Below are 26,247 nucleotides of genomic sequence, written 5' to 3' on the forward strand. Positions count from 1 at the left end.
ATGGGAACGAGAGGTTGGCGGAATCGTCTCCGCTGGTGTGAATAATAAGCAGACAATGTTTTCCGTGGGTTCGATTTTCGCGCTTAAACCACAAAATCTGTTCGGTTATGAGGCTGACCGCACATTGATATCCATGTCCGCATTCGGTTTGAGCGTCTTTCAATGCCTATTGCCCGAGTTTCAATATTTCTTCATACGAACGGTCGATCTGTTCGCCAATGCCGTATGGCTTCTTTTCCGTGCGGTTCCACGCTCAAACCGCCAGAAGCCCTGTCGCACGGCCTTGTGCGGTCAAACGAACCAATCAGCGCTTTTCAACGGCCCGTTTCAAAATGATTCACCGGTGAAACATCAGCCGCTTCAAAGCTGGGCGTTCGCACGCGTTGAATCGGCAATTTTTGGATTATCGCCGGTAAGATTTTGATACAGACACCGGCGCTACCAGACCGCCGAGTAAATCCGAAATCCGTTGATTTATTAATCGCCGTTTAATGTCGATTTAATTCAACGAATGCGAATCAGCGGTTCTTTAATAACACCACGACTATTTATTCACGGACATAATCCAGGCGTTTTATATGAATTGACATGCTGCGCCGCACGAGGGCTAAACGCCCGCTAAGCACCGCGAGCAAAGGCCGCCGCAGCCGGACATTTCCGCCAAAACCTAGTGCATTTGCGGCGGTGCACCGTTTAGGGTTAATACGAACGAACGGTTCCGAGTCAGCGCGATTCGTCCGGGGAATACCACTGGATTGACCCGATTAATTGCGTGACCCGTCAAAAGAAATCGTAAGACGCAACGTTGCGCGACGCCGGTCAAATTTTCCGGTCTCCATCGGCGACCAGTAACCGTGCCGCAGGCGCATGTGTTTCATGTCTGATCAGTTCGTCGCCGGCTCCGACGACGCATTCATCGGACGAAGGGGCGGCGCGCGTGCGGATACGCACGGTTCGCGGCGGGCGCTGCGGTCATCGTGGGCGCTTGCACGCGGCCTGTAGTGCCGCGAATCGCCTCGCTCCTCACAGTCCGACCACTCGCACGATGACCCGATTCCCGACCGCACGCCGCGCGACAGCAGCCATCGCCATGCTTTTGACGATGACCGCCTGCGACAACGCAACGTCCGACGAAGCCGCCACGCCCGCGGCCAGCAAGCGCGCCTCCTTCGATACGCCGCCGCTGCGCTGCGACGCGCCCGCAACCCCCGTACCGGCTGCGCAAAGCGGTCCCGCGATCGAAGCGGATACGCCCGGCAGCAACGGCACGCGCATGTTCGCGCTGAACGCGCCGCTTTCCGTTGCAATCACGACTCGCGCGAAGGCTGCCGACGCGGTGAACTGGGAGATTCGCGACGCGTGGAACGTCGTGAAAGCGAGCGGCCGCTTCGCCGTCGATGCGAAGCCGGCGACCTACACGCTCGCGTGCTCATCGCGTGCGGCTGGGTACTTCGCGGTGAGCGCATCGCTCGAATCGGACAAGACGGCCTTGCCTCCACGCGGCACGCGGCCTTCGGGCATCGCGACCTTCGGCGTGCTGCCCGATGTATCGGCGGCGCTCCCGGCCGTGACGTATGCGCGCCTCGATCAGCATCGCTTCGGCGGTCAGGGCGCCGCGTATCTGAAGCCGGGCGAGTCGTGCTGCTCGGGCGATGGTTATCGGCCGCTCTATCCCGATCTCGGTCTCACGTGGGTCAATGACAATCGCAACTGGTACGTGACCGAGGAGAAAGGCCCGCACACGTTCGATGCAGCGGCGGACAATCTCGCGCCCTTCTTCAAACCCGGCGACCTGCTGCGCCTCATTCAGCTCGATGGCATCCCCGCCTGGGCAAGCCCGACGAAGGAGCGCACGCACAGCTACGCGCCGGTATCGCTCGATGCTTACCGCGACTACATGAAGCGCGTGGGCGCGGAGTCGAACACCGTGCGCAAGACGTGGTTCCCGCGACAGTCGCAAAACTACTATCAGGTGACGTGGGAGCCGGATTACGAAGGCGGCCTGCCGTGGCGCGACTCCGATGCGAACCTCGTCGCGATGTACAAGGCCACGCACGAAGCCATCCATGCGAGCGATCCGAACGCCGTCGTGATGGGACTGACGCTGTCGAATCTCGCATCGAATACGACGTGGCTCAGGCGTCTCGCGCCGCTTGGCATCGGCAAGTATCTGGATGGCGTCAGCGTGCATGGCTACTACGATGTGGGCACGTCGCCGTCGCATCCGCCGGAGCGTTTCGATGTCGATCCATCGACGTCGGCCAAAGCGATGCCCGCCGCAATGCGCGAGTTGCGTCGCGCGATGACGGACATCGTGAAGCCGGGCGCGAAGCTCTTCGTCACCGAGACAGGCGTGAGTTATGACATCGGCAGCAAGTATGGTCCGCATACGCCCGGCTGGAACGTGCTCTATGCGCAAGGCGCGGTCGTCGCGCGCGCGCATCTGATGCTGCTTGGCGAGGGTGCGGACGTGAGCTTCGTGTTCTATAGCGCCGATCCGCCCGAAGTGGGCTATGGCGTGTTCTTCGATCTCGTCAATGCGGAGGGCGGCTTCGGGCAGACGCAGATCAGCCCGAAGCCCGCTGCGATGGCCGTGGCTGCGATGACGCGCATCGTCGATGGCACGACGACGCTCGGTTATCTCAATGGCACGCCGCGGGGCGTCTATGCGTATGCGTTTCAGCGCTTGAATGGCGGCAAGGTCGTGACTGCGTTGTGGACGCATCGCAATGCATCGTGGCCGGGCCGCGACGGTTTCGATTCGACGCATGGGGTCGACTACAGCCTCGTCGTGGATGCGCCCGGCAAGTCGGGCACGGTGACGGTTTTCGACATGATGGGCAATGCATCGGCGATGCAATACAGCGATGGGCGCTTGCCGCTGGTCTTGAGCGAAGCGCCGGTCTATGTCGTGTCCGATAACGCCGCAGCGATGCGCGCGAACGTCACGAAGCCTGCCGGTTATGTGGGGCAATAGGGACTGAATTAGTCGTTTAAGACCAGTGCTGCGGCGGACTGTCGCATGCCTGTGCGCGCTACACTGAATTTGCGCTGCGTCTGTTCAAACGGGGACCGGCATCCATCATTCATAACGATCAAAAGAAAATGACCAACGCAACGGCGATGCTGAGCGAAGCGGATTTCATGACAGTGGTTCGGCTTGCGCCGCTCGTGTCGATCGATCTCATAGTCACCGATGGGAATCGGCGAGTGCTGGTGGGGCGGCGGCGAAATCGGCCTGCACAGGGGACGTGGTTCGTGCCGGGCGGGCGCATCGCCAAGGACGAATCGCTCGATGCCGCGTTTCGGCGCATTGTGCGCAGTGAGCTAGGCGTCGCCAGTGTCGAGCGGTCTTCTGCGCGGTTTTATGGGGTGTTCGAGCATCGCTATTGCGATAATTTTTCTGGGTCCGAGGGGTTTGGGACGCACTATGTCGTGCTTGCTTATGCTCTGCCTCTGAGTGGCAATGTGGCCATTGGGCGATTTGATCAGCACAGCGAGTATCAGTGGTTGCACGCTGATGATCTGCTGGCTGCTCATGATGTGCATGAGAATACCAAGGCTTATTTTCGCTGATGCCGCGAGGGGCTTTCTTCTTTTCGTGTCGGTCTATTGGCGCGCCCCTCCCCGGGGCGCGCTAATAGACCGACGCGAGAAATCCAAAACAAAGAATGCCAACCGCGCAATGGCGAAAATATCGTTCATTGCTTTCTTGGCTACGGCTTAGCATAAGACAAAGCGCCCCCGCCCCGGCAAGGGGGCGAGCAACAAACCGACGCGAGTAACGAACTCAACGAAACCCGAACTCAACCCTCAACAACGGGAACATCGGCATCATCTTCGGCAGAGGCCTCCAGAACGGCATCCTCCACGAAAGGAACCGCAAAGTGCGCCTTCAAATACGCCTCGAATTCATCGCGAACCTCCGGATGCCGGAGCGCGAACTCGACAGTGGCCTTGAGATACCCCAGCTTGCTGCCGCAATCGAACCGTTTCCCGCGATACCGATAAGCCAGCACCTGCTCCTGCGAGAGCAGCGCCTCGATCCCATCGGTCAACTGAATTTCACCGCCTGTCCCCGGTTTCTGATTCCGCAGAAACTCAAAAATGCGCGGCATCAAAACATACCGCCCGACGACGCCAAAGTTCGAAGGCGCCAAAGCCGGCTCCGGCTTCTCGACCACGCGCGACAGCTTGAAAAGACCATCGTCCCAAGGCTTGCCCTCAATCACGCCATACGAGCGCGAATCCTTGCGATCGATCTCTTCGACGCCAATCACCGACGAGTGATAATGATCGAACACGTCGACCATCTGCGCGAGCACAGGCGGCTGACCATCGAGCAAGTCATCCGCGAGCACGACAGCAAACGGCTCGTCACCGACGAGTTTCTCGGCACACAACACCGCATGCCCTAACCCGAGCGCCTCAGCCTGACGCACATACATGCACGTCACGTGGCTCGGCAAAATGCCACGCACCATTTCCAGCAGCTTCGCCTTGCCGCGCGCTTCGAGCTCGGCTTCGATCTCATACGACTTGTCGAAGTGATCCTCGATCGCACGCTTGCTGCGGCCCGTCACGAAGATCATCTCCGTGATGCCCGCCGCCATCGCCTCTTCGACCGCATACTGAATCAGCGGCTTGTCCACCACCGGCAACATTTCCTTCGGGCTCGCCTTCGTTGCGGGAAGGAATCGCGTGCCGAGTCCCGCCACCGGAAATACCGCCTTGCGCACTTTTAGCATCGGCTCACCTTGTTGGTTGAATGTGCAATAGGCGAACGCAACGCTTCATCGAGCGTTCGCGGCCGCCTCTTCTAGTTGTCGCCGTCGCCGATTTCATCAGACGACACGAGTAGCGTCAGCTTATTCGCGCGATATCGAAATCATCTGCCAACACTTCGTCATTTTCAGACTGTCAAGCCGATGCGCATTCACTGCCGCGTATAGTGCGACGCATGTGAGCTTGGTTTTCCCGCTTTCGACGTTCCTCACCGGAACAAGGGGGATGAAAGCAACCGTCCGGCATGTGACCCGAGCGAGGCGCGACAAAGCGCCCAAAGTGGCCCCAAAGTGGCTTGAGCGCGCCCGCTCCGGTCGACAGGAGATAGTCGATGGAATACGCCAATGGTATGGGCCGGCTGCACGTCGTGCGCTCGCCCAGGCCCGATGTACGGTCTGCCGGCACGGCAAAGCGGATCGGCATTCTGGTCTTCGAGGACTTCTCTCTCGTCGAAGTCAGTTCGATTTCCGAGGTCTTCTCGCTGGCCAATCAGGTAAGCCCGTACGCGGAAGAATCGCGCGGGCAGCGTGAGCTACCGCACGCATCGTCCGCATCATTTGCGGAAATGCCGAACTATTCGCTGCAGTTCGTGTCCAGCGAAGGAGGCAGCGTTGCGAGCAGTTGCTCCATGCGCATCTGGACCGAAAGCCTCGAAGCACGATGGATGAACGAATGCGATGCGCTTTTCATCGCGGGCGGCCCCGGCGCACGGCAGGCACGCCACGATGTCACGCTGCGCAGGCAGCTTGGCCGCATCGCGCCGAAGATTCCGTTCATCAAGGCCATCGGCGAAGGCGCGCACCTTCTCGCAGCGGCGAATCTCACGCTGCAGAACCGCTCGCTCGATTTCGCCGATGAACCGGCGGCGGAAGCCATGTCGCCGGCATTGTCGAACGCGCTGTCCATCGCCGAGCAGACGCTCACGCTCGACGACCCGAAAGGTCCCATCGCTGCCGCGCTGTCGATGGTCAAGCGCGATTACGGCGCAGCCGTCGCACGCGAAGTATCGGAGCGGTCGATACCGGGCGCGTGGCAAAAGCTCGCCATGGTTCTCGACGACACCGACGGCGGCGGCGTGCGTCAAAAGATCGACGCGGCCGCGCGCTGGATCCGCGAAAACTACGTGCGGCAGATTTCGATCACCGATGCCGCACGCGTCGCCGCCATGAGCGAGCGCAACTTTCTGCGGCGCTTCAAGGCGCAGATCGGCCTGACGCCATCGGAATATCTGTTGCGCGCCCGGCTCGACGCGAGTTGCATGCTGCTCGCCGCCACCGACTTGCCAGTCGACAAGATCGCGCGGCGTTGCGGCGCGGGCAGCGGCGACGGCCTCGCGAAGATTTTTCGCAAGCGCCTCTCGATTTCGCCAACCGAATATCGCATGGCGGGCCGCCGCAAACAGGCGGACAGCTCGTAGGCATTTCTAAACCGCGATACCTACAACGGACACGTATGGAAACAAAGGTACTCTGGATTTGTTCGAACCTCGGGGATGCAGCTTTCACGCTGCCACTGGCACTCGTCTGCGCCTTGTGGCTGCGCACCGTGGACTGGCGGCTCGCGCTGCGCTGGGCCGTGCTGCTCGCCGCGGGCATGGGCCTCGTCGGCCTCTCCAAGATTCTCTATGCAGGCTGCGGGCTGGAGATTCCGGCCTTGGGCTTCCGCATGATCAGCGGGCATACGATGCTCGCCGCGTCCATCTACACGGTCGCGGGCGCGCTGATATTCGGCAGCTTCGGCGGCGGGTGGTACCGGCTGGGCGCGGCGGGCGGCCTCGGACTCGCCGCGATGATCGGCGCGAGCCGCATCATTCAGGACGCGCATACGCCGAGCGAAGTGATCGCGGGATGGCTGCTCGGCGCGGCCATCGCCGGCATGCTGCTCATGCGCGTGTTCGAGCAGCCGCGCAAGATGCCGCGCGCGGCTGTCGCGGGCGTCGGGCTGCTCGCGGTATCGTCGATTGCGTATGGGCATCACGCGCCGTTCCAGGCGCTCATCGAGCAATACTCGTGGGCGCTTTGCCGGGGGCTCGGGCTGTCGTGAGTATGATGTCGGCCTGATCGCTGACTCACACACGCCGCGCACCGGATGCTGATTCATCCGACGGCGCGGCCACGACTCCGGACTCCAGCATGGACCGCTTCCTCGCAATGAAAGTGTTCGTGCGCGTCGTCGAATCGGGCAGTTTCTCGAAAGCCGCCGACGCGCTTCATCTTCCACCCGCAAGCGTCTCCCGCACGCTGCAGGCGCTCGAAGCGCATCTCGGCGCGCGGCTGCTCAATCGCACGACCCGCAGCATCAGCATCACCGAAGACGGCGAAGCCTATTTCGACCGGTGCGTGCGCGTGCTCGGCGAAGTCGACGACATGGAAGCGTCGCTGTCGCATTCGAAGCTGAGTCCGAAGGGCAACGTCAAGGTGAGCCTTCCGCAGGTGATGGCGAAGAGCACCGTCATTCCCGCGCTGCCGGAATTCTTCGCGGCGTATCCGGATATCGGCGTCGAATTGCTGCTGACGGACCGGCAGGTCGATCTCGTGGAAGATGCCGTCGATTGCGTGGTGCGCGTCGGCGCGATCGGCGATATCGGGCTGGTCGCGAAGCGTATCGGTGCCTATACGCAGATCACGTGTGCATCGCCGGGATATATCGAGCAATACGGCGAGCCGCAGACCCTCGACGATCTCGACCAGCATCTGGCCGTCGGCTATGTGATGAACAAGTCGGGGCGCGTGCGCAACTGGGAATTCGTCGTCGATGGCGAAACGCGCAGCATCGCGCTCAAACACAAGATCGCGGTCAACGATGCGGATTCATACATCGCGTCCGGGCTCGCGGGCCTCGGGCTCATTCAGAGTTCGAGCTACACGCTCGATCCGTATCTGAGAAGCGGTACGCTGCGGCGCGTGCTCGCTGAATATCCGACGCATCCGCGCGTGGTGTCGGTGCTGTACGCGGCGAATCGGCACCAGCCGCGGCGCGTGCGTGTGTTCATCGACTGGGTCGCCGATCTCTATTCGCGGCTGCCGATCTTCCAGGAAAGCTGAAGGCGCGCCGCGTCTCAGCCAGCCGCTCCGCGCCCCTTCGCCACGCTCTGCAGCACGGGGGCGGCCGCCGTCTGATATTCCGGCACCCAGCGGCGCAAGTCGCGGCGCACTTCATCGTCGGACAACACGCGGTGCTGCATCAGCCACGGCAATAATTCGTCGATGAACGCGTCCGGCACTTCCCGCGCCTGCGCGATGCGCAGCTTCGGATGCGGCGTGCGCGTGGTGGTTTCATCGTCGGCGAGCAGTTCTTCGTAGAGCTTCTCGCCGGGACGCAGGCCGGTGAACACGATGCGAATCTGCTCGTCGCTATAGCCGTATAGGCGAATCAGATCGCGGGCGAGATCGACGATCCGCACCGGCTGCCCCATGTCGAGAATGAAAATCTCGCCGCCCCGACCCATGCTCGATGCCTGCAACACGAGTTGCGCGGCCTCGGGAATCGTCATGAAGAAACGCGTAATTTCGGGATGCGTGACCGTGACGGGACCGCCCTTCGCGATCTGCTGCTGGAACTTCGGAATCACGCTGCCCGCGCTGCCGAGCACATTGCCGAAGCGCACGGTTTCGAACTGCGTGCGCGGCGCGGTTTGCTGCAACGCCTGACACGCCATCTCCGCGAGACGCTTGCTCGCGCCCATCACGTTGGTCGGGTTGACGGCCTTGTCGGTGGAAATGAGGACGAAGTGGCGCACGTCGTGACGAATCGCCGCGCGCGCGACGCGCAGCGTCCCGAGCACGTTGTTGCGCACGGCTTGCCACGCGTTCTGCTCTTCCATCAGCGGCACGTGCTTGTAGGCGGCCGCGTGAAAGACGATGTGCGGCGTGAAGCGCGCCATGGTCTGATCGAGCAGCAGCGAATCCTTCGCGTCGCCGACGACCGGCACCACGGATAGCTCCGGAAACTTCTCGTGCAACTCTTCGATCAGGCGATACATCGCGTATTCGCTCAGGTCGTAGGCGATCAGTTGCGCAGGCGAGAAGCGCAGAATCTGCCGGCACAACTCGGAGCCGATCGAGCCGCCCGCGCCCGTCACCATCACGACGCGTCCGTGCAGCAGTTGCTCGACGTGCGGCATGTCGATTTTCACGGGCTCGCGGCCAAGCAGATCTTCCAGGTCGATTTGCCGCACGCGCGACAGGAAACCGCCCTCGCCCTGCGTCAACTGACTGAGCGCTGGCAGGACCATCACCTTGACGCCTGCGCGCACGCAGAGTGTGGCGACGCGGCGCTGTTCGTCGACGGAAGCCGAGGGAATCGCGATGATCGCGTATTCGGTCTTGTACTGCTCCGCGACCTTCGAAAGATCGCCGAACGAGCCAAGCACCTTGTGGCCGAGCACTTCCCGGCCTTGCTTCGAAGGATCGTCATCCAGCAGGCCGACGAGACGCCACTCCGACGAACGCGCCAGTTCCCGTGCGAGCATCGCGCCGGCCGTGCCCGCGCCGAGCACGATCACGGGCTTGCCCTGCCCGACGAGTCCGCCGTACAGATAGAACTCCTTCGCCGCGCGATACAGCGCACGCGCGCCGCCCATCGCCAGAAACAAAAACAACGGCTCGACGATGAGCACCGAGCGCGGAATGACGGGCGTCGGCTGAAGCAGCACTGCGCCGATCATCACGACGAGCGCGCCGACCACGACCGATTTCGAAATCCGCATGAGGTCCGGCAGGCTTGCGAACACCCACATGCCGCGATACAGGCCGAAGACGCGGAACATGACGCCGTAGACCGGCAGAACCCAGATAAGCGCGATGAGCGCGCCGTGCTGAAAGTGCGTCGGCACCGCGCCGTTGAAGCGGATCAGATAGGCGGCGAGCCAGGTCGCGGCGACCGCCACGAGATCGAACGTGAAGGCGCCAGCGGAAAGCCACGATGCTTTGAATCGAATCATCCGCGTACACCTCGAGATTGTTCGGATAGGAGCGCCCGATGGCGCCGCCAGCTTGCATCGACAACCAGTCCCGCCACCGCGACGGCGATCGCCCAGCCTGCCAGTGCCATCCATTGCGCCGCCGGCGGCCAGGCCAGCGCCAGATTGGCGAGCGCGACGCTTGCGAGCATCAGCACGTACCAAACGATTGCCGTCCGCGCGTGGCCAGCGCCCATCTGCACCATGCGCTGGTAGTAATGCTCGCGATGCGCCTGCCAGAACTTCTCGCCGCGCGCGAGCCGTCGCAGCAGCGTGACGGATGCATCGGCGATGAACGGCCCGAAAACGAGCGCCGGGAACCATACTGGCCACGTGCCCTTCAGCCAGCCCCAGTAGCCGAGTGCGCCTGCAAGGAATCCTAGGGGAATCGACCCTGAATCGCCTAGAAAAATCCGTGCCGGATGGAAATTGAAGAGCAGAAAGCCCGCCGCCGCCCCGGCGATGGCCGCGCTGGCGATGCCGAGGTCGATTTGCGGCAACGGCCCCGACAGCGCCGCCACCGCGTAGCCGCCGAAGCCGAAGAGCGCCATGCCGCCCGCGAGGCCGTCCGAACCGTCCATGAAGTTGTACAGATTGACGAGCCAGACCATCAGGAAGCCGACGGCCGCGAGCGCCCACCACGGCGCGGGCGCGGGGTTCGCGGCGATCAGCACGGCGACGGCGGCGACGTGCGCGCCGAAGCGGACGCGTGCGGGCAGGCCCCGGCGGTCATCGATCTGCGATACGGCGGCGAGCGCGGCGGCGAGCAGCGCGGCGAGCCACATCGAGCGCGTGAGCGCCAGCATCGCGATGATCGAGACCGGCACGATGCCCCATCCGCCGACGCGCGGTGTCGGACGCGTGTGCAGTGAACGATCGTTCGGAATGTCGGTGGCGAGTTTCCAGGCAAGGCCGGTGCGCAAGAGCTGAGACAGAATCAGCGCGCAGATCGCCAGCGATGCCGCCGCGACGCACGCAGCGGCGATCCACGGCGAATCGACGACGAAAGGGGACAGCGGGGCATTCATTTGCCGGGTATTGCCTACGTTTGTGTTCTTTTACCTGGCGGATGATGCCGGTTTCCGGCTCAACCGCGTGTTACTGCCGGCTTTCGGTTGTTACGGGACGTTAGCTCGTCGTGTTCTTGTGGGTGAGGAACCAGCCGGCGGTGGCGGCCAGGCCCGCATCGAGCGAGCTTGGAGGCCGCCAGCCTAGCACATCGCGAATATAGGACGAATCAACTTGCAAGCTGCCCGTCAGCCGCTCGATTTGCGCGGCCTTGCCGGTGAGCCGCCCCGCCGCTTTCAGCACGCCGACCGGCACGGGCACGAGGCGCGCCGGCCGCTTCAGATGGTGCCCGAGCCGGCGCGCGAGTTCCGCGACGCCGGGATCTTCGCCATCGGTGACGTGGAAAAGCTGATTCGCGGCGCGCGGATGTGTCGCGCATTCGACGAGCGCGCTCGCCAGGTTGTCGACGTAGACGAGACTCCTGCGCGCCGTGACCGCGCCGATCGGCAGCGGCATGCCTCTGGCGATCGCGCGCATCAGCGCGAGGAAGTTCGCGCGCACTTCGGGACCGTAGACGAGCGGCGGGCGCACGATCACGATTTCCATCCCCGTGCGTGCGCCGAATTCCTGCAGCATGACTTCGGCTTCCGCTTTCGATACGCCGTACGGATCGGGCGGACGGCGCGCGTCGGTTTCGGTCAGCGGGCGGCCGTCGTCCAGTTCGGCGAGCGCCTTGATGCTGCTCACGAAGACGAAGCGCGTCGCGCCGGCGCGGCGGGCGGCATCGGCGGTTTTGAGCGCGCCATCGACGTTGATTGCGCGGAAGGCGGCGAGCGGATCGGCGGCGGCGTCGTTCATCACGTGGACGCGTGCGGCCAGATGGATCACGGATGCGCAGCCTTCGAAGACGGCGGGTGTGATTGCATCGAGCGACGGAACCTGCTTTTCGTAAGCGCCTGCGCCTTGGCGGACGATGCCGAGCGGTTCTTTGCCCGCATCGAGCAAGGCGCGCGTCACCGCGCGTCCGACGAAGCCGTTCGCCCCCGTGATGCCGATGCGCTCGCTCATAGCCACTTCCAGCCGAATCGATTGAAGAACTTGTATGCCGACGCGATGAACAGCTTGATGTGCGTCCAGCCCTTGCCGGCTGCGTCGCCGCCGTGATGCAGCACGCGCACGGACGGCACGTAGGCCACGCGAGCGACGTCGTGCGCGCGCAGGCTCAGGTCGTAGTCTTCGAAGTACAGGAAATAGCGCGGATCGAAGCCGCTGAGCTTTTTCAGGACTTCGGTGCGGAAAAGCATGAAGCAGCCGCTGACGATGGGCGGGTCCCAGACGATGTTTTTATCGTTGATGACGTCGCGCATTTCGTATCTTTGCAGACGCTGTGTGAACGGTTTTCTCAGGCTTCGGGGAAGGAAGCCGCGGATGAACAGATCGAAGACCGCGGGGTAGCGGCGGCAGAGGTACTGCTGGCTGCCATCTTCTTCCAGGATCAGCGGGGAAAGCAGGCCGACTTCGGGATGGGCGTCCATGAAGGCGATCGCGTGGGCGAGCGCGTCGCTATCCAGCTCGATGTCCGGGTTCAGGATCAGATGGTAACGGCTTGAGGTGCGTTGTATCGCGAGGTTGTGGCCGCGGCCGTAGCCGACGTTGCCTTGGCCGCGAAGCACCTTGATGTCGGGACGCTTCGTGCTCTCCGTATCCGGCATTCCGCCGTTGTCGATCAGGAAGAGTCGCGTGCCGCCATCCGATGTACGCGCGCCCAAGTGCCCCAGTGACGCGTCCAGCGTGCCGAGCGTACGGTCGAGAAGTTGCCGATCGGGCTTATACACCACGACCGAGACAGTCAACAGAGTAGCTTCAAGTTTCATGCCTTGTTGTTCCGCGGCGTTCTTATACATGATCCGGCAACTGACAGCGGAACGGCGCCGCGCGATATCGCAATGTCATTTGGTCTCGATGGCCTCGCGGCAACGGAGCGCTCCTGTCGCACCGAACATTTTCATTCCTTGTGGAAGTCCGGGCACATTCAACTCCGAGTAATGCCGGGTGATGTCTTTCATCAGGAGTGGGTAGGTGTTGTGCAGTTTCAGCCGTTCGAGCCCGTCCACGGTGGCCTCGGGTGCAAACAATATCAGGCGCGTATTCGTCATCGCCGCAATATGTCTGCGCTGAAACTCCGGCGGACGCGGGTAGAGATAATACAGTTCCCAGAACGGCGCCTTTGCATCGAGGTAGGCATAGATGCCGGGAAAGTGAGGCGCTGTCCAGAACTCGCCTTTACCGATGCCGCAAGAATCGACCGTCGCTCGCACCGCTCGCAGGACATCCGCTTCATATCTGGGTACTGCAAAGCGTTTTCCGCTGATCGGCTCCCACGCGACGGCGTTTGGATCTCGCGCACTCAATCGCGAGAAAGCGACGACGGGCTCATTGGGCAACCACGCACCCAGACATACAAGGCAAAACACCGCAGCGAATACGGAAGCAATTAGCCTTGCTTTGGCGTTCGCCCCGCAATAGCTCGCCAGAGCGAAGACTGCCGGAAAAACAGGTAACGTCGCCTGCGCAATATGGCCGAAGTCAGCGCGATCGAATGCCTGCTGTAGATAAGAGATGCCAGCAAGCGAAGAAGCCGCCAATAAGGTAAGTGAACGGCTGAGTTTCCCCGTGCGGTGAGCCCATGCAGCAAACCCAATTCCGCAAATGTAGATCGCTGGAAACGCAATGCAGGCAATACTGATTGAAATCGCCTGGAGTGCATCCAGAACGGAATCCTGCCCCAGCTGGAGCCGCCACGGGAAAGGAATTGGCAGCGACAATTGCCACTGTTTCGTGAAGATCACTGAATCAACGAAGGCATCGCGGAAACCGGGGACCGCGACGATCATGATTAGCAGCGGCGAGTAGCCAATTACTATGCCGGCGACATAACTGACGACGGTGCGGCCGGCAGGCCACTTCCTTTCGCACACCGCGATGAAAACGACACCGAGCGAAGCAGCGATTACATAGAACACTCCGTGATTGCGTCCGAGTATTGCCGCCGCTCCGGTTGCAATGCCGAAAACGAACCAGGGTATGGCTCGCTTCGGCCGCCGCAGAACAAGAAATACTAATGCAACGAGAATCAGCGATGCTGTCTGTTCAAAGACCTTATGCCTTGGATATCCAAGCGCGATGGTAATCATGATCGCGCAAGCGATACGCCATGTCCATCGCAAATTCGCTTTGCACATGGCGAACCATATTACCGCGAGACCGATGGCCCCGAACGCTGCGCAAGACGCAAGCAAAGTGAACAGGCCCTCATGTCGTGTCAAACGAAAAATGAGCGCAGCCCAGTAATAGCGACCGGGATCGTAGCTGAAGAAGTCACGCAACGGCACTTCGCCGAGGGCCGTCCGCTGCGAGGCGTACCAGAGAAGCCCTTCGTCCGCCCATCCGAATCCGTATCTCCATTGCACGGGAAACGCGAAGCCGCAGAGAAGTGCTGCGCCGGTTATGGCCTCTGTCAGGTCGAGAAAACTGCCTCGACGTGTCGGCGCGATGATTGGACGCATTCGATAAACCGTTGTTATGAGACTAGTGAAGTCATGCGGAAGGACTATCCCGCCGTGTCCTTGCTTGAAGGGTCACATATTCTCTAGCTAGTTCGCCTTGAAACACCATAGCCGGCTTGCCAGAAGCGAAATAAAAGGAATAAGCAAAGCCGAGCCGACGGTTGAGACGACCGGAGGTATTGCAGTGTTGTGTAAAAGCAAGGCCAGCAGCGCCGTGTTGCCAAGGAAAGTCGTGAGAGAAACCGCCAGGAAACGGAAGAGTGCTCTGTGCGGCTTACCTGGCCGGCTAAAGGTCCAGAAGTAATGCCCGCAAAAGGAGAACAAGAAAGCACAACAGAACGCGCAGGTGTTTCCGGCGAGTGCAGGAACTGACAGCTTTCCAACGAGGAGCACGGCCGTTGCAACATGCACGATCGTCGCAATGACTCCGACGAGCAGAAAGCGGCCAGCGATAATGGCCTCGTACAGCAGGCCAGCCGTGCGTTGCGGCTGCTTCTCGTCGACTGATCGCAAACTCATGGCTTTTGAGCCAGGCAAAAAACGGACAGCCCCGCCACGCGGTTTGTCCGCATCAGCGGCAACTCGGCGGCGCACGCCGCCGCAAGCGCCTTGTTGACCAACCAATGATGACGAGTCAGTTGTGATTGCGCCGGCGCAGTCTGCCGGCGGTAACGTTGGATTAACCGTATAGTCGCTGCAATCGGAAATACCGCACCGAAGTAATATCCGGCATTGCGAACATCAAGACCCGCCGCGCTTGCGACACTTTCGACCTGCGGAAGCACGTAACGACGCTTATGTTCCAAGAACTCGTCGTGCGGACTCCAGAGAAATTGGAAGGCAGGAACCGTAAGCAGGAACCGGGCACCCTTGGGCACCTTCTCCACATATTCCTTGAGCAACGCCACATCGTCGTCGACGTGTTCGAGCACATCCATTAAGAGAACGAGATCAGCGCTTACCGGGCCCACCTCCCTCCTGTAATGGATGGACTTGTTTCCTAGGTTCGAATCCGAGTCCCTGGGGTAACTCGTGTCGACGCACCAGGCTTCGCAAGCATCCGTGTGCTCCAGCAGATGCCGCGAGAAGAAGCCCGACCCCGCGCCGACGTCGAGTACGCGCGTCGTCACAGCCGTTCCCAGCATGGTCCGCATCGCCTTGGCTTTCGATGCGTAATACCAGTGGCTCCCGATATCGTCGCCCAAAATGTCGGTTTCTTTAACGTCCATAGCTCAGCCTTTGGGCTCGTATATTTTTCTGACGAGGAATATCGGGCGTCGCTTCGATTCGAGATAGGTGCGCCCAAGATACTCACCGATGACGCCAATTCCTATGAGTTGCAAGCCGCCCAGAAACGTAACTGCAACCATCAGCGATGCATAACCGGGTACGTCGATACCGTGAATGATGACCCGAACGGCAATGAAAATCGCGAACAGAAACGAGACGAACGAAACGAGGCAGCCGACGTAAGTCCAGATTCGAAGTGGATCGGTGCTGAAGCTCGTCACCCCTTCCAGCGCGAGATTCCATAATCGCCAACCATTGAATTTCGTCTGTCCGGCAAACCGTCGTTGACGCTCGTAGTCGACGAATGCGGTCCGGAAACCGATCCACGCAAAGAGACCTTTCATGAAGCGCCGGGACTCGGGCAACTGCTTGAGCGCGTCGACGACGACGCGATCCATTAGCCGAAAGTCACCGACATTTTCCGGGATGGTCAGATCCGCGATCCGGTTGTGTACTCGATAGAACCACGCTGCCGACGCGCGCTTCGCCCAACTATCTGCATTTCGATCGATTCGCCGGGCGAGCACGACCTCATAGCCTTCCCGCCACCTCGCAACCATGTCGAGGATCAACTCGGGCGGGTCCTGTAAATCTGCGTCGATCGGGACGATGACTTGTCCCCGAGCCGCCTCTAGACCGGCCGTAAGCGCCGCCTCCTTGCCGAAGTTGCGGCTCAAGTCGACGATCCTCACGCGCGCGTCCGTTGCCTGATGCTGCATCAGCCGCTCCAGCGTGGAATCGGTGCTGCCGTCGTTGATGAAGACTATCTCGAGTTCCACGGAAGCGGCAGCAGCGAAGACTTCGCTCACACGTGCCAGGAAAGCAGTGACTGATTCGGCCTCGTTGTACGTCGGGACGACTAGTGAAAGCAGCAACGCGCTAGTGGCGGACGCTTCCGTATCCTCTAGAGAAACGCGGTTCGATGGGGCGTCGTCCTTCAACATGCTGTATGTGCCATCCCGCTTTGTTTCCTGGGTTCAAATGGTGTCGTCGACCGTCTCGCGCACCGTTCAGCAACCGATTGAACTCGTCCGTTGCTCGTTGATCGCAATATTGGGCTTTCCCGCCGTGTTAGAAGCCCGAATAGCCGTCGCAAATAGGCGGCAAATTTCTTGCCCGCACTTGCCTCAGGCGATTCGATTACGGCAAGATGTGGCCGCGAACTGCAGCGACGTGAAAGGCCGTACTCGGCCTATCGAAAACGCCACTGCCAATCTCACAGTTTACCTCGGCGGAACCACCGACTGCCGATTCCGCCGGAACACACATGAAGCCAACGACACGTGAGCGCCTTTTTTACATCGATCTGATAAGAGCTCTTTCCGTTCTGCTTATCATCACCTTTCATTTCAACCAGCAAATAGGCTCTCACAGCATACGCGCACCCGAAATATTCAAGCAGACGTTCCATAGCGAGAACATCGGTTCTCTGGGCATCACGCTGTTCATCATCCTCTCTGGTGCAGCTCTCATGATCAGTTCTGGGAATTCGCTCAGTGTCGCTACCTATGCAAGGAAGCGCTTTCTCGCGATATTCCCTCTTTACTGGACCGGATTCCTGCTGACGGCTGCGGCGCTGTTCATCCTTCACGGGCATGTGCGCGGGGATTCATCGCATTGGAAGTTCATCCTCACCATCCTCGGAATGGATGGCTTTCTTTACTATCGAATTCCCAACTACTACCTGCTAGGTGAATGGTTCATCGGCTTCATTCTGATCCTGTACGTCGCCTTTCCCCTCCTGCGCCAGGCCGTACTTCGCCGCCCTGTCTTGCTGGCAGTCGCCGTCTCGGCGGTCTACATCGCGGTCACACTGAACTACGGCAAGCTCTTTCAGATCGACGTTGTACATAATCCGATCACCCGCCTTCCGGAGTTCGTCTTCGGCATGTTGTTCGTCCGGTACGCTCCCAAGGTGCGCTGGCACTTCGCCGTTACCGCAGTCATCGCGCTGTGCATTCCGCTCATCTGGACCGTCCCTGTGCCGCACATCTATGTTGCGTTGGAAACAGGCATTGCCGCGTTCACTATTCTCGCCTATGCCGGCCAGACCATCAGCTTCGGACCGCGCACGCAGAAAGTGATTTCATTTCTCAGTACATACTCGTTTGCCGCTTTCCTGGTCCACCACAACATCATCGGTGAGTTGCTCGTGCGCTTCATGAATGGCGCCCTGTCCCACGTCGAGGTGTACTTTCTCTACGTGATCGTACTGGCTCTCGCCTTCACCGCCGGCAAGCTCCTGACGACGCTGGCCGATGCGCTCACGCGATTCTTCATGCCCGCGCCGCCCGCTGCACAGCCGTAATTGGCGAATAAACGCCCCGCGCTACGCGGGGCGCGGGGCGTCTTACTTTCGCAGCGCCGAAAGGGCCTGGCAGACGTGATCGATTTCTGCATCGGTCATGTATTCGCCCATCGGCAAGCTCAATACCGATTCGCTCAGCCGTTTCGCGACAGGCGTCGCCGTCGGGTCAAGTTCAGCGAAGGCATAGCACTCTTGGGCGGCGGGAATGACCGGATAGTGGATGCTCGTACCAACGCCCGCTTCCTGCAGACGCGCCTGCACGGCGGCCCGGTCGTCGCAGACGATGACATAGTTGTGCCACACGCAAGCCTGTTTCGGATCGAGCAGGCGATAAACGGGACCATCGCCCGGCGTCATCGCGACGGCCTGATCGTAACGCGCGGCAATTCGCCGACGCTCGTCGATGATCTCGTCGAGATGCTCCAGTTTGATCGACAGGAACATTGCCTGCAGCGGATCGAGCCGCGAGTTCGTTCCAAGCGACTGGTGGTAGTACTTCACCGCGCTGCCGTAGTTGCCTAGCTCTCGCACCTTGGCGGCGAGTTTGTCGGAATCCGTGACGATTGCGCCGGCATCGCCAAGCGCACCGAGGTTCTTTGACGGATAGAAGCTGAACGCAGCAATATCCCCATGTGCGCCGGCTTTCTTGCCGTCGCGCACGTCGCCGTGCGCCTGAGCGGCATCCTCGATGAGATAGAGGTTATGACGTGCGCAGATGTCCTTTAATTGGGCGACGTTCGCAGTCGCGCCGTAGAGGTGCACAGCAATGATCGCCTTCGTTCGCGGGGTGATGGCGGCTTCAACGAGCGCCGCATCGAGGTTGGCGCTGCGCGGCTCCACGTCCACCGGCACGTTCGTCGCACCTACTTGGGTCACCGCCAGCCATGTCGCAACGAACGTCTGAGCCGGGACGATCACTTCATCGCCAGAACCGATCTCGAGCGCACGCAACGAGAGCGTCAGTGCGTCGAGCCCGTTGCCGACGCCCACGCAGTGCCGCGTCCCACAATACTCGGCAAAGCCGCTCTCGAAGTCCGCCAGGTGTTTGCCACCGATCAGCGAGCCTGCGTCATAGAAGCCTTCGACTTGCTGAAGAAACGTTTGCTTGTATCGAGCATTGAGCCGGGACAGCTCTAGAAAGGACACGTTCATGCCAGGTCACTTTTGATAGGTTTGCCAATTTCCCGGAGGAATTCTAGGAAACTGTCGTAGGTTCGAAGATAGTCGGACTCGCTGTACGTCTCGCTGGCGAGAACGGCGCAGACCGCGCCCGACGTGAAGTTGTTCACGACGCGCCAGATGTGCGGGCACACGTAGAACGGCCTGTTGGGCTGATTGATCACGACGGTGCGAGTGTTCAACCCATCGTCCAGATGGAGTTCATACGAACCGGCGAACGCAAAGAACAACTGATGCAGGTCCTTGTGCGCATGACCGGCCCGCTCGACGCCGAACGGCACGTCGTATAGGTAGTAAAGCCGTCGGAAGTCGAACGGGACATCCCCTTCCTGAACGAAAGAGAGATTGCCGCGACGGTCGGCAAATTGGGGCAGCTCAATGAACCGACACTCTTCAACTGAGAAACTCACGTTCCACCTCATGTATTGCGCCAGCCAGTTCTTCGAATATCGGCATGGCGGCTTGTCTGCGGGCTGCGGCCCGCTCCAGAAACGACCTGCTGCGCTGTCCGGTGGATACGACGAATATCGGCACGCCGGCCTGCTCGGCCGCATCCATATCGCTCTCGGTGTCGCCGACATAGCACATTGCACCGTGAGCACGAAGTCTCAGCGCCTTCCTTTGCGCAGCCTCCTTGCCCGATTTCACCACTTCGACGAAATCAAAAAACCGCGCAATTCCCAAATCGGCTACCTGCCGATGGAAGAGCTCCGGTTCCCGGCGCGCCGACAGCAGCAGCATCCGCGACTTGGGCTTGAGCCTCTCGAGCAACGGAACCACGCTTGCAAACAGTTCGTCACGCTGCATGTGCGGCCATGTCTCGACACGCTCGACCCACGCTTGGGATACGGCGCGCGCGCGCGCTTCATCCAGTCCCGTCGCAACGAGCGCATCAATGGTGGTCGCGCCGTCTCGCTTGAGTTGCCACAAGGCATCATCCGAGTCGTATTCTACCGCGCACACCTGCAGCGCCTCCCGCAGTGCCGAGAGTTGCTTGGCGCGGCAAGTGATGAGCGTGCCATCGAGATCGAAACCGATCAGCGGCACATCGGACGCGCGGCTCATGATGCTGCACCTGCCGATTCGAACGTGACGACTTCTTCATAGTAACGGCACACCAGCGCCGATCCACCCTGCGCCTCACGTTGTCGGCATTGCTCCTTCATCGCGGCGGCGCCGGGCAGGCCAAGGAGATCGCTGAAGTACGTTTGATAGATCGGGAAGCCACAGGCGTCGGTGAGCGCAGTGCCGCCGCCGCATCGGGGATTGATGTCGACGATGTCGTAGCCGCCGCCGGGATTCGTCATGACCTGGAAGCAGAACATCCCGCTCAGGCCAAAGGCCGTCGCAACGCGTTGGCTCAGGGCCTTCAGTTCTTCGTCGAAGAAAACGCGCGCTTTTACGCATACGCCAGCTTTGGTTTCGAGCCGGTCGCGTACAACGGCGCCGAAATAATCGTCGAGCGCGAGGACGTCGATCGTGTATTCCGGCTTGGTGCAGACGGTCTGGAAAATGACATTGTCGGCAAGGTCCTCGGGACGCAGTTCGTCGAACGCGGTGACCACCCGGACGCCTGCGCTTCCCACGCCGCGGCGCGGTTTGCGCACCATCGGGCCGGCGAAATTCTCGCGCGTCAACTCGCTACCCAGCACGGTTTCCGGAACCGGCAAACCAGCACTGCGGCACTTCTGAACATTTGTCCACTTGTCGTTGCACTCCCGCACCGCATCGGCGGACAGCGCCGGCGTCCTGACCTGGCTGCCGAAACGAGAACGCGACTGCGCCACCGCAAGGATTTCCTGGTCGTGGATCGGGTAGATGGCGTCGACGCCTTCCTGCTCTGAAATGCGGCTGAGTGCATCGACGAACGCATCGACGTTCGAAGCAAGCGGCACCTGATGATGGACGGTCCGCCAGCGTGTCGGCGAAGCGATCATCTCCGCAGGATTGGAGTCCGTCGTAACGAGGCGCACGCCGTCGAGCGCGCTCAAGCTCTTGATGACGTTGACTGCGGTCGCGGTTCCCGCGGCCGTGACGAGTAAGGTTTTCGGCTTCATATTGAACTGCCCAGTCATGATTTTTGGCGATCTTTCAGCGCCGGCGCAACAGGCGGCGCACTCCCGCCGCCACGGCGGGCCGGTATCGTGCAGGCACGAAAGCACCGGAACGATGATACAGACGACGCAACAAGGTTCTTTGCTGCGGCGTTTCCATACGACGCCATTCGGCGTGCACCTGAAACGACCCGTGATCTTCTTCGAAGAACCGGAAGATCTTGTCGATCAGCCCATGGTCTACGCCAGCATTGCCAACAAGAGCGAAGCCAGCCTCGACGGTTCGGGTCGCTTGTGCATTGAAGATGATCACGCGACGCCGCGCGACCGCTTCGGCGAAGGACGCGTATTTCATGTGCGCCTCGACTTCGTCCTCGCTGCATGCGAAGAAGTAGACGGTGCCCGAGCGCACGAGGTCGACACCGGTGCCGTCGCGGAAAACCCCGGCCTCCACGAGCGCTTCGAAGGGACCCGTCACCTTGTCATGCACGCGCACCAGATAAGGAATGTGCGGCAGCGATTCGGCATAGTGCGCAGGATACGTCTTCGAGATCGCCAGATACTTGCGGAACATGCCGAGGCGCAGCGCGAGTTCCGCCCGCAGCGCGTTGATGCGCGCAGGCCACACTTCCTCGAGCGCCACCAGATTCTCGAGCAACATCGAGTGCAGCGTGCGGATCGCGGGTGCGTACTCAGTCACGTTGAGCAGTCGTGCGTGAGCATTGTCGAGGAACGCTACCCGCTCCTCGGGCGCCTCGATCGAGCGATAGAACCGGCCGAAACGCTCACTCAAAAGCACCCGCGTGAGGGTCGCCAACAGCTCATACTCGCTCTGACGGCGCATGGCCGATCCGCTACTGAGATTGTTGGCGTGCACGCGATAAAGGCAGGTCGATGCCTCGGAACCGACGAAGCTGCCTTCAAACAAAAGATTCAACCATAGTTCGAAGTCCTGCAGACGCTCATTCGACACACCCCAGAACGACTGCCTGAAGTGGTCGCGCCTGAACATCGAGGCAGGAGCGCACAGGAAGTTGCCGCTCAGCAGTTCAGCGAATAATTCCGCTCGCGTGCTCGTTCTCAGCTTGTCATGGCTAAAAATCTTGACGTTGGCGGGCATGCCGTCGGCGTCGATGTAGGTGACGTCCGCGAATGCAGCCGATGCGCCGGGATGACGTTCGAGTGCATCGGCGAGTGCGTTCAAATGACCGGGCAACCAGACGTCGTCGTGGCCGATCTGCGCAATGAAGCGGCCACGCGCCACGGCTGTTGCATCAACTAAAGCCGCGCATACGCCATAGTTGGTCGGCTTGCGAATGGTGCGCACCGCGAACGGCTGGGCGCTGGTCCAGCGCGTGATGATGTCCCAACTGTCGTCCGACGAGCCGTCGTCCACGATGACGACCTCGACATCGTCGCGCTGTTGCGCGCTGATCGACGCGAGTGTATCCCCGAGAAAGCGCTGTCCGTTGTAGACGGGCAGAACAACGCTGATTAGTGGCGTGTTTGAAGTCATGTAAGAGTACACCGGGTCAAACGACGAGAAACATGAGTTCGGACCGATCCAGCACGGCCCCGGCACCCTTGCGCACCAGCGCCGCGGGCCGCTGAAGCAGAACGGCGTCGAGAGCGGCGTCATCCAGCGTGTCGGCTGAAGCAATGAACGGCACGTCGGCGACATGCCGCGCTGCCTGCGTCGCCAGCTCACTTCCTTCTGGTACGGCCTTTCTCGGCAGAACGAGACAGTATTCGCCCACATAGTTCGCGAGATAGCCGACCGGCACGCGCGCAAGCAGATTGAGCATGAGCGGATCGGTCTCCGGCGTGAAGTCGACGCGACGTCCATCCGTCGTAGCCGAACCGGTCTCGAAGTGCGCCGCGATCAGCGCGGCAAGCGCCTCCTGCGATTCGCCCGACGAAAGCGGATGGTCATAGCGCACTACATATCGCGCGACAGGATCGACTGCAATTGCCGCTGTGTCGTCGAGCGGCTTGTACAACGTGACGGCAATCTCGAGGCGCTCGGCCTCCGCCTTGGGCTTCTGCCCAAGATCCATGGCCGTGCTGGCCGGATGCACTCGCCACCCGTAGGCGGCGTAAGGCAAGTGGACATGCCTGATTGACTTCACGCCGAAGTGCTGCTGATAGCCGAAGGCTAGCCAGATGTCGAAGCAGCTGCGGTAGTTAACTTCGGCGTCGGGCTGCGCGAGAATCATCTGCTTGCAGACGTCCGTGCGGAAGCAGGTGATGTGATGCATGTAGAAGTAATGCATCGCGCTCATGCCATCGAAGGCGGGCTTCCAGTAGCGCTCCCTGGTCTCGGGCGCGAACTTCGTTTCATCGGTGAAGATGAGATCGTATTGCTCGCGATGGCGCTCCAGAAACTGCACAAGCGGCACGAGGTCGACTTCGTCGTCGTGATCGAGAATGGCGCAATAAGGCGCGCTGGCGGCGACCAGCGCCGATGTGTACGCCGCAAAGATGCCGCGATTGCGGTCGTGGCGGACATACGTGAAGTGCGGGAAGCAGGACCCCATGCGTTGCGCGAAGGCATCGATGGTCGCGTCGTCGGGTGAGTCGTTGACGACCACCCACTGCACTTTGGACTGCACGGGCCACAACGACGTGGCGAGGCGCTCCAGGTAGTAGGCAACCGTCTTGTAGCAAGGCGTGACGATGGTCAGCAGCGGCATGTCAGCAGATGACTTTAGCGGTTCGTTCAAGGTGTTCATTTTCCTTCGTCTTCATCCAGCGCAATGCCACGCGCGGCAAGACGCGCCTCGAGCGCGTCAACGCGCTGCCTGCTCGCGGCAAGCTGCTCACGCAGGTCGCGCAGCGTCCTTTCGCTTTCGAGTTGTCTAGCCGCAGCCGCGCCGACGCCGGCACGTGCCTGCTCCGCCTCCGCCGCCCAGTGCGCGATGCTGTCGCCGAAGCGCCGCGCAATTTCCGGCGTATCCACGATGCGAATGCCCATCTCGAGGACCCATCCCGGGCCTACTTGCGACGCGATGTCGGCAGGCGGCACCGGCAGCATCTGCGGATCGTTGTCGGTTGCGTAGAAGAGCAGCCCGGCATCGCCCGGTGCGGAGTGCAGCGCAATGATCGACGGGGACAACACCAGATCATCCCGCAACGCACAGCACCAGCGGCGGATACCGCCTTCATCGAACAATTCGATGGCCGATATTTCGTACCAAGCTGGCCGATCCGACGGATCCAGGCGCAGCATGCTGGGCGACGACGCATCCCTTGGAATCGGGAAGCGAACGTTCTCCGGGCCGCCGCTCACCTGCAGTGCCACGGTTCTGCCGTCCGCAAATCCGGCGTCCGGATGGCCGTGATACACCGTCGCGGTAAAACGAGCGGGAGCGGCAGCCGCTAGCGGCAGGCCGTCCTCGGCCCAATCGGCCAGGAAGACCGCAGCGTCGCGGCCCGTGGCGAAACTCTGGAACTCGCTTTCTTCTGTCGCGTAACGATCGAAATCCTCGTTCCCGATCACGATCCCCGCCGCCCGTGCCGACCGGATGAAAAACTGCTTGCGGTCGAGCAACGCCGCATCGCTGTTCGGCGAGAAGCTGAAATTCCGGTTGATCAGCGACAGCACCGCCCGGAACATCAGGAATCCCAATTCGATGCTGTCCTCCGCCTGCCACTCGAGATCGATCGCCTGCGCGTGGCCGTCGTCGCGCAGCACGATGTTCTGCGGGATCAGATCTAGGTAACGGCCCGGCACGGACGCCCGCGCCGAATCGAGCGCGCAGTCATGCCCGTGTTCGCGCATCAGCCGCTCGGCGATCGTCAGATAGCGCCGCAGGAACGCACCGATCTTCGCGACGGTCCAGCCGTCCTGCGAGATGAGTTCGACGAAGTCGTCGGCGAGCAGGCGGCCCGTCGCATAAGCGTCCCTTGCATCGAGCACGAACCGGTAACGCCCCGATCGATGCGAGGCCTGGCTGGCGGGGGACAGGGCACGCGATTCGACGATCACCTGCGCACCATCGGCCCGAAACAGCACCTCCTTGCAAAACGGCGTTCGCCGCGTGGTGTTGTAGTAATGCGCGAGCACGTCGTGCTGCACACCGGAGCCTGATTCGCCGCGTTCAGCCACGACGATGAACGAATTGGCGACATCCATGCCCAGGCCGTTGCGGATCATCGTAGGCCAGGCGCGCTGCAGTATAAACGACAGATTCGGGGGTAGCTGCGGGTCCTGGTGCACGGTCTGGATTGCGAGCGCCGACGGCTGAAACGCGGGATGCGCGAAGCCCAACTCACTCACGACCGCCACGGGAAATTTATAGTCCGGAAACGGCGCGAAGAAGCGCGGCTCGGCAAAGGATGCCTGTTGGAAGACCGAAGCCAGTTCCGTCTTGCCGAAGGTGCGCGGGCCGATATCGTCATAGCGATCTTCAATGCCGAACATCGGCACGCCGACGTGGTCCTCGGGTGCACCAGCGAAGTATTTAAGGCCGACCTGATTCTCGATTGCCACGATCACCACACCTCCCGGCGCGAGCAGGCGCTGTACGCGTTCGAGCATTGCAACGGCTGGCCGGCTTCCCGACGTGAACAGCGAGGCGTATTCGAGCACGCCAATAAGCGTGACGACATCGAAGAGCTCGTCGGTTGCAAAATCGTCGAACCGTTCGGCGACGACAGTCACGTTTGCGAGGTCCCGCGACCGGGAAGCAGCGATGGCAGCGCGCCTTTGAGAGCCCTCGAGCGCAAGCAGTTGCGCGCCGGCCTCGCCGAGGTAACGGCTGATCGCGCCGCACCCGGCTCCGATTTCGAGCACCCGCCGCGACGCCAATCTCCCCTCGAAGGGTCGAAGAACGTTCGCGCGACCGCCTGATAGGTGATAGAGCGATGGCCAGTCGGTAATGCGCGCGGCAAGTTCCGGGGAGTGAAGCGAAACGTCGGCGGCGGCGCTGACGATATCGCCGATACGCTCTTCGACGGCATCGCCGTCGCTATAGGCGATTCCTTCATAGCCCGGCCGCCGCCATACCCGAGTGGCAGCATCGAACTGATATCCGAGTCGCTCCAGCGAAAAAGACATGCGTTAATCCTTGGTTCTATATTCGAGTGTTCTGCTGA

General features: G+C 61.1%; 24 protein-coding genes. 8 read left to right on the forward strand and 16 right to left on the reverse strand.

All coding sequences use genetic code 11. From position 1 onward, the window contains the following. The first annotated feature begins 64 nt into the window (after positions 1 to 64). The 4 genes from BG57_RS32395 to BG57_RS02040 all read left to right on the forward strand — a co-directional run bounded on the left by BG57_RS32395 (position 65) and on the right by BG57_RS02040 (position 3,576). On the forward strand, positions 65 to 424 hold the full coding sequence (locus BG57_RS32395; protein ID WP_152562478.1) for a hypothetical protein: 360 nt from the start codon (positions 65 to 67) through the stop codon (positions 422 to 424). Positions 425 to 876: 452 nt separating this feature from the next. After that, the gene (locus tag BG57_RS34085; RefSeq protein WP_268237989.1) at positions 877 to 1,002 is read left to right on the forward strand and encodes a hypothetical protein; all 126 of its coding nucleotides are present in this window, start codon (positions 877 to 879) and stop codon (positions 1,000 to 1,002) included. A gap of 43 nt (positions 1,003 to 1,045) precedes the next feature. Next, positions 1,046 to 2,977, forward strand: coding sequence for a hypothetical protein (locus BG57_RS02035; RefSeq protein WP_174447178.1), 1,932 nt, complete (start codon positions 1,046 to 1,048; stop codon positions 2,975 to 2,977). Positions 2,978 to 3,123: 146 nt separating this feature from the next. After that, entirely contained in the window at positions 3,124 to 3,576 is a 453-nt protein-coding gene (locus tag BG57_RS02040) for a GDP-mannose mannosyl hydrolase (protein WP_035959888.1), read from the forward strand. A 230-nt stretch (positions 3,577 to 3,806) separates the two neighbouring features. Here BG57_RS02040 and galU read toward each other — a convergent pair whose 3' ends face one another. Beyond that, positions 3,807 to 4,748 (reverse strand): UTP--glucose-1-phosphate uridylyltransferase GalU, encoded by a 942-nt coding sequence (gene galU / locus BG57_RS02045; protein ID WP_052005559.1) that lies wholly within the window; start codon positions 4,746 to 4,748, stop codon positions 3,807 to 3,809. Between the two features lie 368 nt (positions 4,749 to 5,116). Between galU and BG57_RS02050 the strand changes: the two genes are divergently transcribed. The 3 genes from BG57_RS02050 to BG57_RS02060 all read left to right on the forward strand — a co-directional run bounded on the left by BG57_RS02050 (position 5,117) and on the right by BG57_RS02060 (position 7,829). Continuing rightward, entirely contained in the window at positions 5,117 to 6,202 is a 1,086-nt protein-coding gene (locus BG57_RS02050) for a GlxA family transcriptional regulator (protein WP_035959763.1), read from the forward strand. A gap of 35 nt (positions 6,203 to 6,237) precedes the next feature. Continuing rightward, the gene (locus BG57_RS02055) at positions 6,238 to 6,828 is read left to right on the forward strand and encodes a phosphatase PAP2 family protein (protein ID WP_035959764.1); all 591 of its coding nucleotides are present in this window, start codon (positions 6,238 to 6,240) and stop codon (positions 6,826 to 6,828) included. Positions 6,829 to 6,917: 89 nt separating this feature from the next. Next, on the forward strand, positions 6,918 to 7,829 hold the full coding sequence (locus BG57_RS02060) for a LysR family transcriptional regulator (RefSeq protein WP_035959765.1): 912 nt from the start codon (positions 6,918 to 6,920) through the stop codon (positions 7,827 to 7,829). 14 nt (positions 7,830 to 7,843) lie between these two features. Here the strand turns inward: BG57_RS02060 and BG57_RS02065 are convergent, their stop codons facing one another. The 8 genes from BG57_RS02065 to BG57_RS02100 all read right to left on the reverse strand — a co-directional run bounded on the left by BG57_RS02065 (position 7,844) and on the right by BG57_RS02100 (position 16,553). Then, positions 7,844 to 9,727: a polysaccharide biosynthesis protein gene (locus BG57_RS02065; RefSeq protein WP_035959767.1), complete on the reverse strand. Its 1,884-nt coding sequence runs from the start codon at positions 9,725 to 9,727 to the stop codon at positions 7,844 to 7,846. Beyond that, on the reverse strand, positions 9,724 to 10,773 hold the full coding sequence (locus BG57_RS02070) for an MraY family glycosyltransferase (protein WP_035959768.1): 1,050 nt from the start codon (positions 10,771 to 10,773) through the stop codon (positions 9,724 to 9,726). The genes BG57_RS02065 and BG57_RS02070 overlap by 4 nt, the downstream gene beginning before the upstream one ends. 100 nt (positions 10,774 to 10,873) lie before the next feature. Beyond that, the gene (locus tag BG57_RS02075; protein ID WP_035959769.1) at positions 10,874 to 11,821 is read right to left on the reverse strand and encodes a UDP-glucose 4-epimerase family protein; all 948 of its coding nucleotides are present in this window, start codon (positions 11,819 to 11,821) and stop codon (positions 10,874 to 10,876) included. Then, positions 11,818 to 12,627, reverse strand: coding sequence for a glycosyltransferase family 2 protein (locus tag BG57_RS02080; RefSeq protein WP_035959891.1), 810 nt, complete (start codon positions 12,625 to 12,627; stop codon positions 11,818 to 11,820). Before BG57_RS02080 ends, BG57_RS02075 begins: the two co-directional genes overlap by 4 nt. Positions 12,628 to 12,702: 75 nt before the next feature. After that, on the reverse strand, positions 12,703 to 14,319 hold the full coding sequence (locus tag BG57_RS02085) for a hypothetical protein (RefSeq protein WP_035959770.1): 1,617 nt from the start codon (positions 14,317 to 14,319) through the stop codon (positions 12,703 to 12,705). Positions 14,320 to 14,406: 87 nt separating this feature from the next. Continuing rightward, complete coding sequence (locus BG57_RS02090; RefSeq protein ID WP_052005561.1) at positions 14,407 to 14,838, reverse strand: GtrA family protein; 432 nt, start codon at positions 14,836 to 14,838, stop codon at positions 14,407 to 14,409. Then, positions 14,835 to 15,548, reverse strand: a complete 714-nt coding sequence (locus BG57_RS02095) for a class I SAM-dependent methyltransferase (RefSeq protein WP_035959772.1) — start codon at positions 15,546 to 15,548, stop codon at positions 14,835 to 14,837. The genes BG57_RS02090 and BG57_RS02095 overlap by 4 nt, the downstream gene beginning before the upstream one ends. A gap of 3 nt (positions 15,549 to 15,551) precedes the next feature. Further along, entirely contained in the window at positions 15,552 to 16,553 is a 1,002-nt protein-coding gene (locus BG57_RS02100) for a glycosyltransferase family 2 protein (protein WP_081850806.1), read from the reverse strand. 323 nt (positions 16,554 to 16,876) lie between these two features. On the opposite strand from BG57_RS02100, the gene BG57_RS02105 reads away from it, so the two are divergent. Next, positions 16,877 to 17,917 (forward strand): acyltransferase family protein, encoded by a 1,041-nt coding sequence (locus tag BG57_RS02105; protein WP_035959773.1) that lies wholly within the window; start codon positions 16,877 to 16,879, stop codon positions 17,915 to 17,917. A 42-nt stretch (positions 17,918 to 17,959) separates the two neighbouring features. Here BG57_RS02105 and BG57_RS02110 read toward each other — a convergent pair whose 3' ends face one another. Genes BG57_RS02110 through BG57_RS02140 form a run of 7 tightly spaced genes read right to left on the reverse strand, consistent with a single transcriptional unit; the run spans position 17,960 to position 26,209 of the window. Beyond that, positions 17,960 to 19,069: a DegT/DnrJ/EryC1/StrS family aminotransferase gene (locus BG57_RS02110; RefSeq protein WP_035959775.1), complete on the reverse strand. Its 1,110-nt coding sequence runs from the start codon at positions 19,067 to 19,069 to the stop codon at positions 17,960 to 17,962. Further along, complete coding sequence (locus BG57_RS02115; RefSeq protein WP_229753885.1) at positions 19,066 to 19,506, reverse strand: sugar 3,4-ketoisomerase; 441 nt, start codon at positions 19,504 to 19,506, stop codon at positions 19,066 to 19,068. Before BG57_RS02115 ends, BG57_RS02110 begins: the two co-directional genes overlap by 4 nt. Next, positions 19,490 to 20,161: an HAD family hydrolase gene (locus BG57_RS02120; RefSeq protein WP_035959777.1), complete on the reverse strand. Its 672-nt coding sequence runs from the start codon at positions 20,159 to 20,161 to the stop codon at positions 19,490 to 19,492. The genes BG57_RS02115 and BG57_RS02120 overlap by 17 nt, the downstream gene beginning before the upstream one ends. Beyond that, the gene (locus BG57_RS02125; RefSeq protein WP_035959779.1) at positions 20,158 to 21,153 is read right to left on the reverse strand and encodes an ATP-grasp domain-containing protein; all 996 of its coding nucleotides are present in this window, start codon (positions 21,151 to 21,153) and stop codon (positions 20,158 to 20,160) included. Before BG57_RS02125 ends, BG57_RS02120 begins: the two co-directional genes overlap by 4 nt. A gap of 34 nt (positions 21,154 to 21,187) precedes the next feature. Beyond that, positions 21,188 to 22,666 (reverse strand): glycosyltransferase, encoded by a 1,479-nt coding sequence (locus BG57_RS31090; protein ID WP_052005562.1) that lies wholly within the window; start codon positions 22,664 to 22,666, stop codon positions 21,188 to 21,190. A gap of 16 nt (positions 22,667 to 22,682) precedes the next feature. Beyond that, the gene (locus tag BG57_RS02135) at positions 22,683 to 23,882 is read right to left on the reverse strand and encodes a glycosyltransferase family 2 protein (protein ID WP_035959780.1); all 1,200 of its coding nucleotides are present in this window, start codon (positions 23,880 to 23,882) and stop codon (positions 22,683 to 22,685) included. Then, positions 23,879 to 26,209, reverse strand: a complete 2,331-nt coding sequence (locus BG57_RS02140) for a class I SAM-dependent methyltransferase (RefSeq protein ID WP_052005563.1) — start codon at positions 26,207 to 26,209, stop codon at positions 23,879 to 23,881. Before BG57_RS02140 ends, BG57_RS02135 begins: the two co-directional genes overlap by 4 nt. Positions 26,210 to 26,247 lie beyond the last annotated feature (38 nt).

Origin of the sequence: Caballeronia grimmiae, assembly GCF_000698555.1 — a bacterium.
Classification (GTDB): Bacteria; Pseudomonadota; Gammaproteobacteria; order Burkholderiales; family Burkholderiaceae; genus Caballeronia; species Caballeronia grimmiae.

Bases quoted from the DNA above. Each gene is read 5' to 3' on its own strand.
- BG57_RS02090 (WP_052005561.1), bottom strand. From the start codon at position 14,838: ATGAGTTTGCGATCAGTCGACGAGAAGCAGCCGCAACGCACGGCTGGC.
- BG57_RS02085 (WP_035959770.1), bottom strand. From the start codon at position 14,319: ATGCGTCCAATCATCGCGCCGACACGTCGAGGCAGTTTTCTCGACCTG.
- BG57_RS02035 (WP_174447178.1), top strand. From the start codon at position 1,046: ATGACCCGATTCCCGACCGCACGCCGCGCGACAGCAGCCATCGCCATG.
- BG57_RS02095 (WP_035959772.1), bottom strand. From the start codon at position 15,548: ATGGACGTTAAAGAAACCGACATTTTGGGCGACGATATCGGGAGCCAC.
- BG57_RS02135 (WP_035959780.1), bottom strand. From the start codon at position 23,882: ATGAACACCTTGAACGAACCGCTAAAGTCATCTGCTGACATGCCGCTG.
- BG57_RS02120 (WP_035959777.1), bottom strand. From the start codon at position 20,161: ATGAGCCGCGCGTCCGATGTGCCGCTGATCGGTTTCGATCTCGATGGC.
- BG57_RS31090 (WP_052005562.1), bottom strand. From the start codon at position 22,666: ATGACTTCAAACACGCCACTAATCAGCGTTGTTCTGCCCGTCTACAAC.
- BG57_RS02050 (WP_035959763.1), top strand. From the start codon at position 5,117: ATGGAATACGCCAATGGTATGGGCCGGCTGCACGTCGTGCGCTCGCCC.
- BG57_RS34085 (WP_268237989.1), top strand. From the start codon at position 877: ATGTCTGATCAGTTCGTCGCCGGCTCCGACGACGCATTCATCGGACGA.
- BG57_RS02110 (WP_035959775.1), bottom strand. From the start codon at position 19,069: ATGAACGTGTCCTTTCTAGAGCTGTCCCGGCTCAATGCTCGATACAAG.
- BG57_RS02125 (WP_035959779.1), bottom strand. From the start codon at position 21,153: ATGAAGCCGAAAACCTTACTCGTCACGGCCGCGGGAACCGCGACCGCA.
- BG57_RS02060 (WP_035959765.1), top strand. From the start codon at position 6,918: ATGGACCGCTTCCTCGCAATGAAAGTGTTCGTGCGCGTCGTCGAATCG.
- BG57_RS02065 (WP_035959767.1), bottom strand. From the start codon at position 9,727: ATGATTCGATTCAAAGCATCGTGGCTTTCCGCTGGCGCCTTCACGTTC.
- BG57_RS02100 (WP_081850806.1), bottom strand. From the start codon at position 16,553: ATGTTGAAGGACGACGCCCCATCGAACCGCGTTTCTCTAGAGGATACG.
- BG57_RS02075 (WP_035959769.1), bottom strand. From the start codon at position 11,821: ATGAGCGAGCGCATCGGCATCACGGGGGCGAACGGCTTCGTCGGACGC.
- BG57_RS02055 (WP_035959764.1), top strand. From the start codon at position 6,238: ATGGAAACAAAGGTACTCTGGATTTGTTCGAACCTCGGGGATGCAGCT.
- BG57_RS02080 (WP_035959891.1), bottom strand. From the start codon at position 12,627: ATGAAACTTGAAGCTACTCTGTTGACTGTCTCGGTCGTGGTGTATAAG.
- BG57_RS02040 (WP_035959888.1), top strand. From the start codon at position 3,124: ATGCTGAGCGAAGCGGATTTCATGACAGTGGTTCGGCTTGCGCCGCTC.
- BG57_RS02140 (WP_052005563.1), bottom strand. From the start codon at position 26,209: ATGTCTTTTTCGCTGGAGCGACTCGGATATCAGTTCGATGCTGCCACT.
- galU (WP_052005559.1), bottom strand. From the start codon at position 4,748: ATGCTAAAAGTGCGCAAGGCGGTATTTCCGGTGGCGGGACTCGGCACG.
- BG57_RS02070 (WP_035959768.1), bottom strand. From the start codon at position 10,773: ATGAATGCCCCGCTGTCCCCTTTCGTCGTCGATTCGCCGTGGATCGCC.
- BG57_RS02105 (WP_035959773.1), top strand. From the start codon at position 16,877: ATGAAGCCAACGACACGTGAGCGCCTTTTTTACATCGATCTGATAAGA.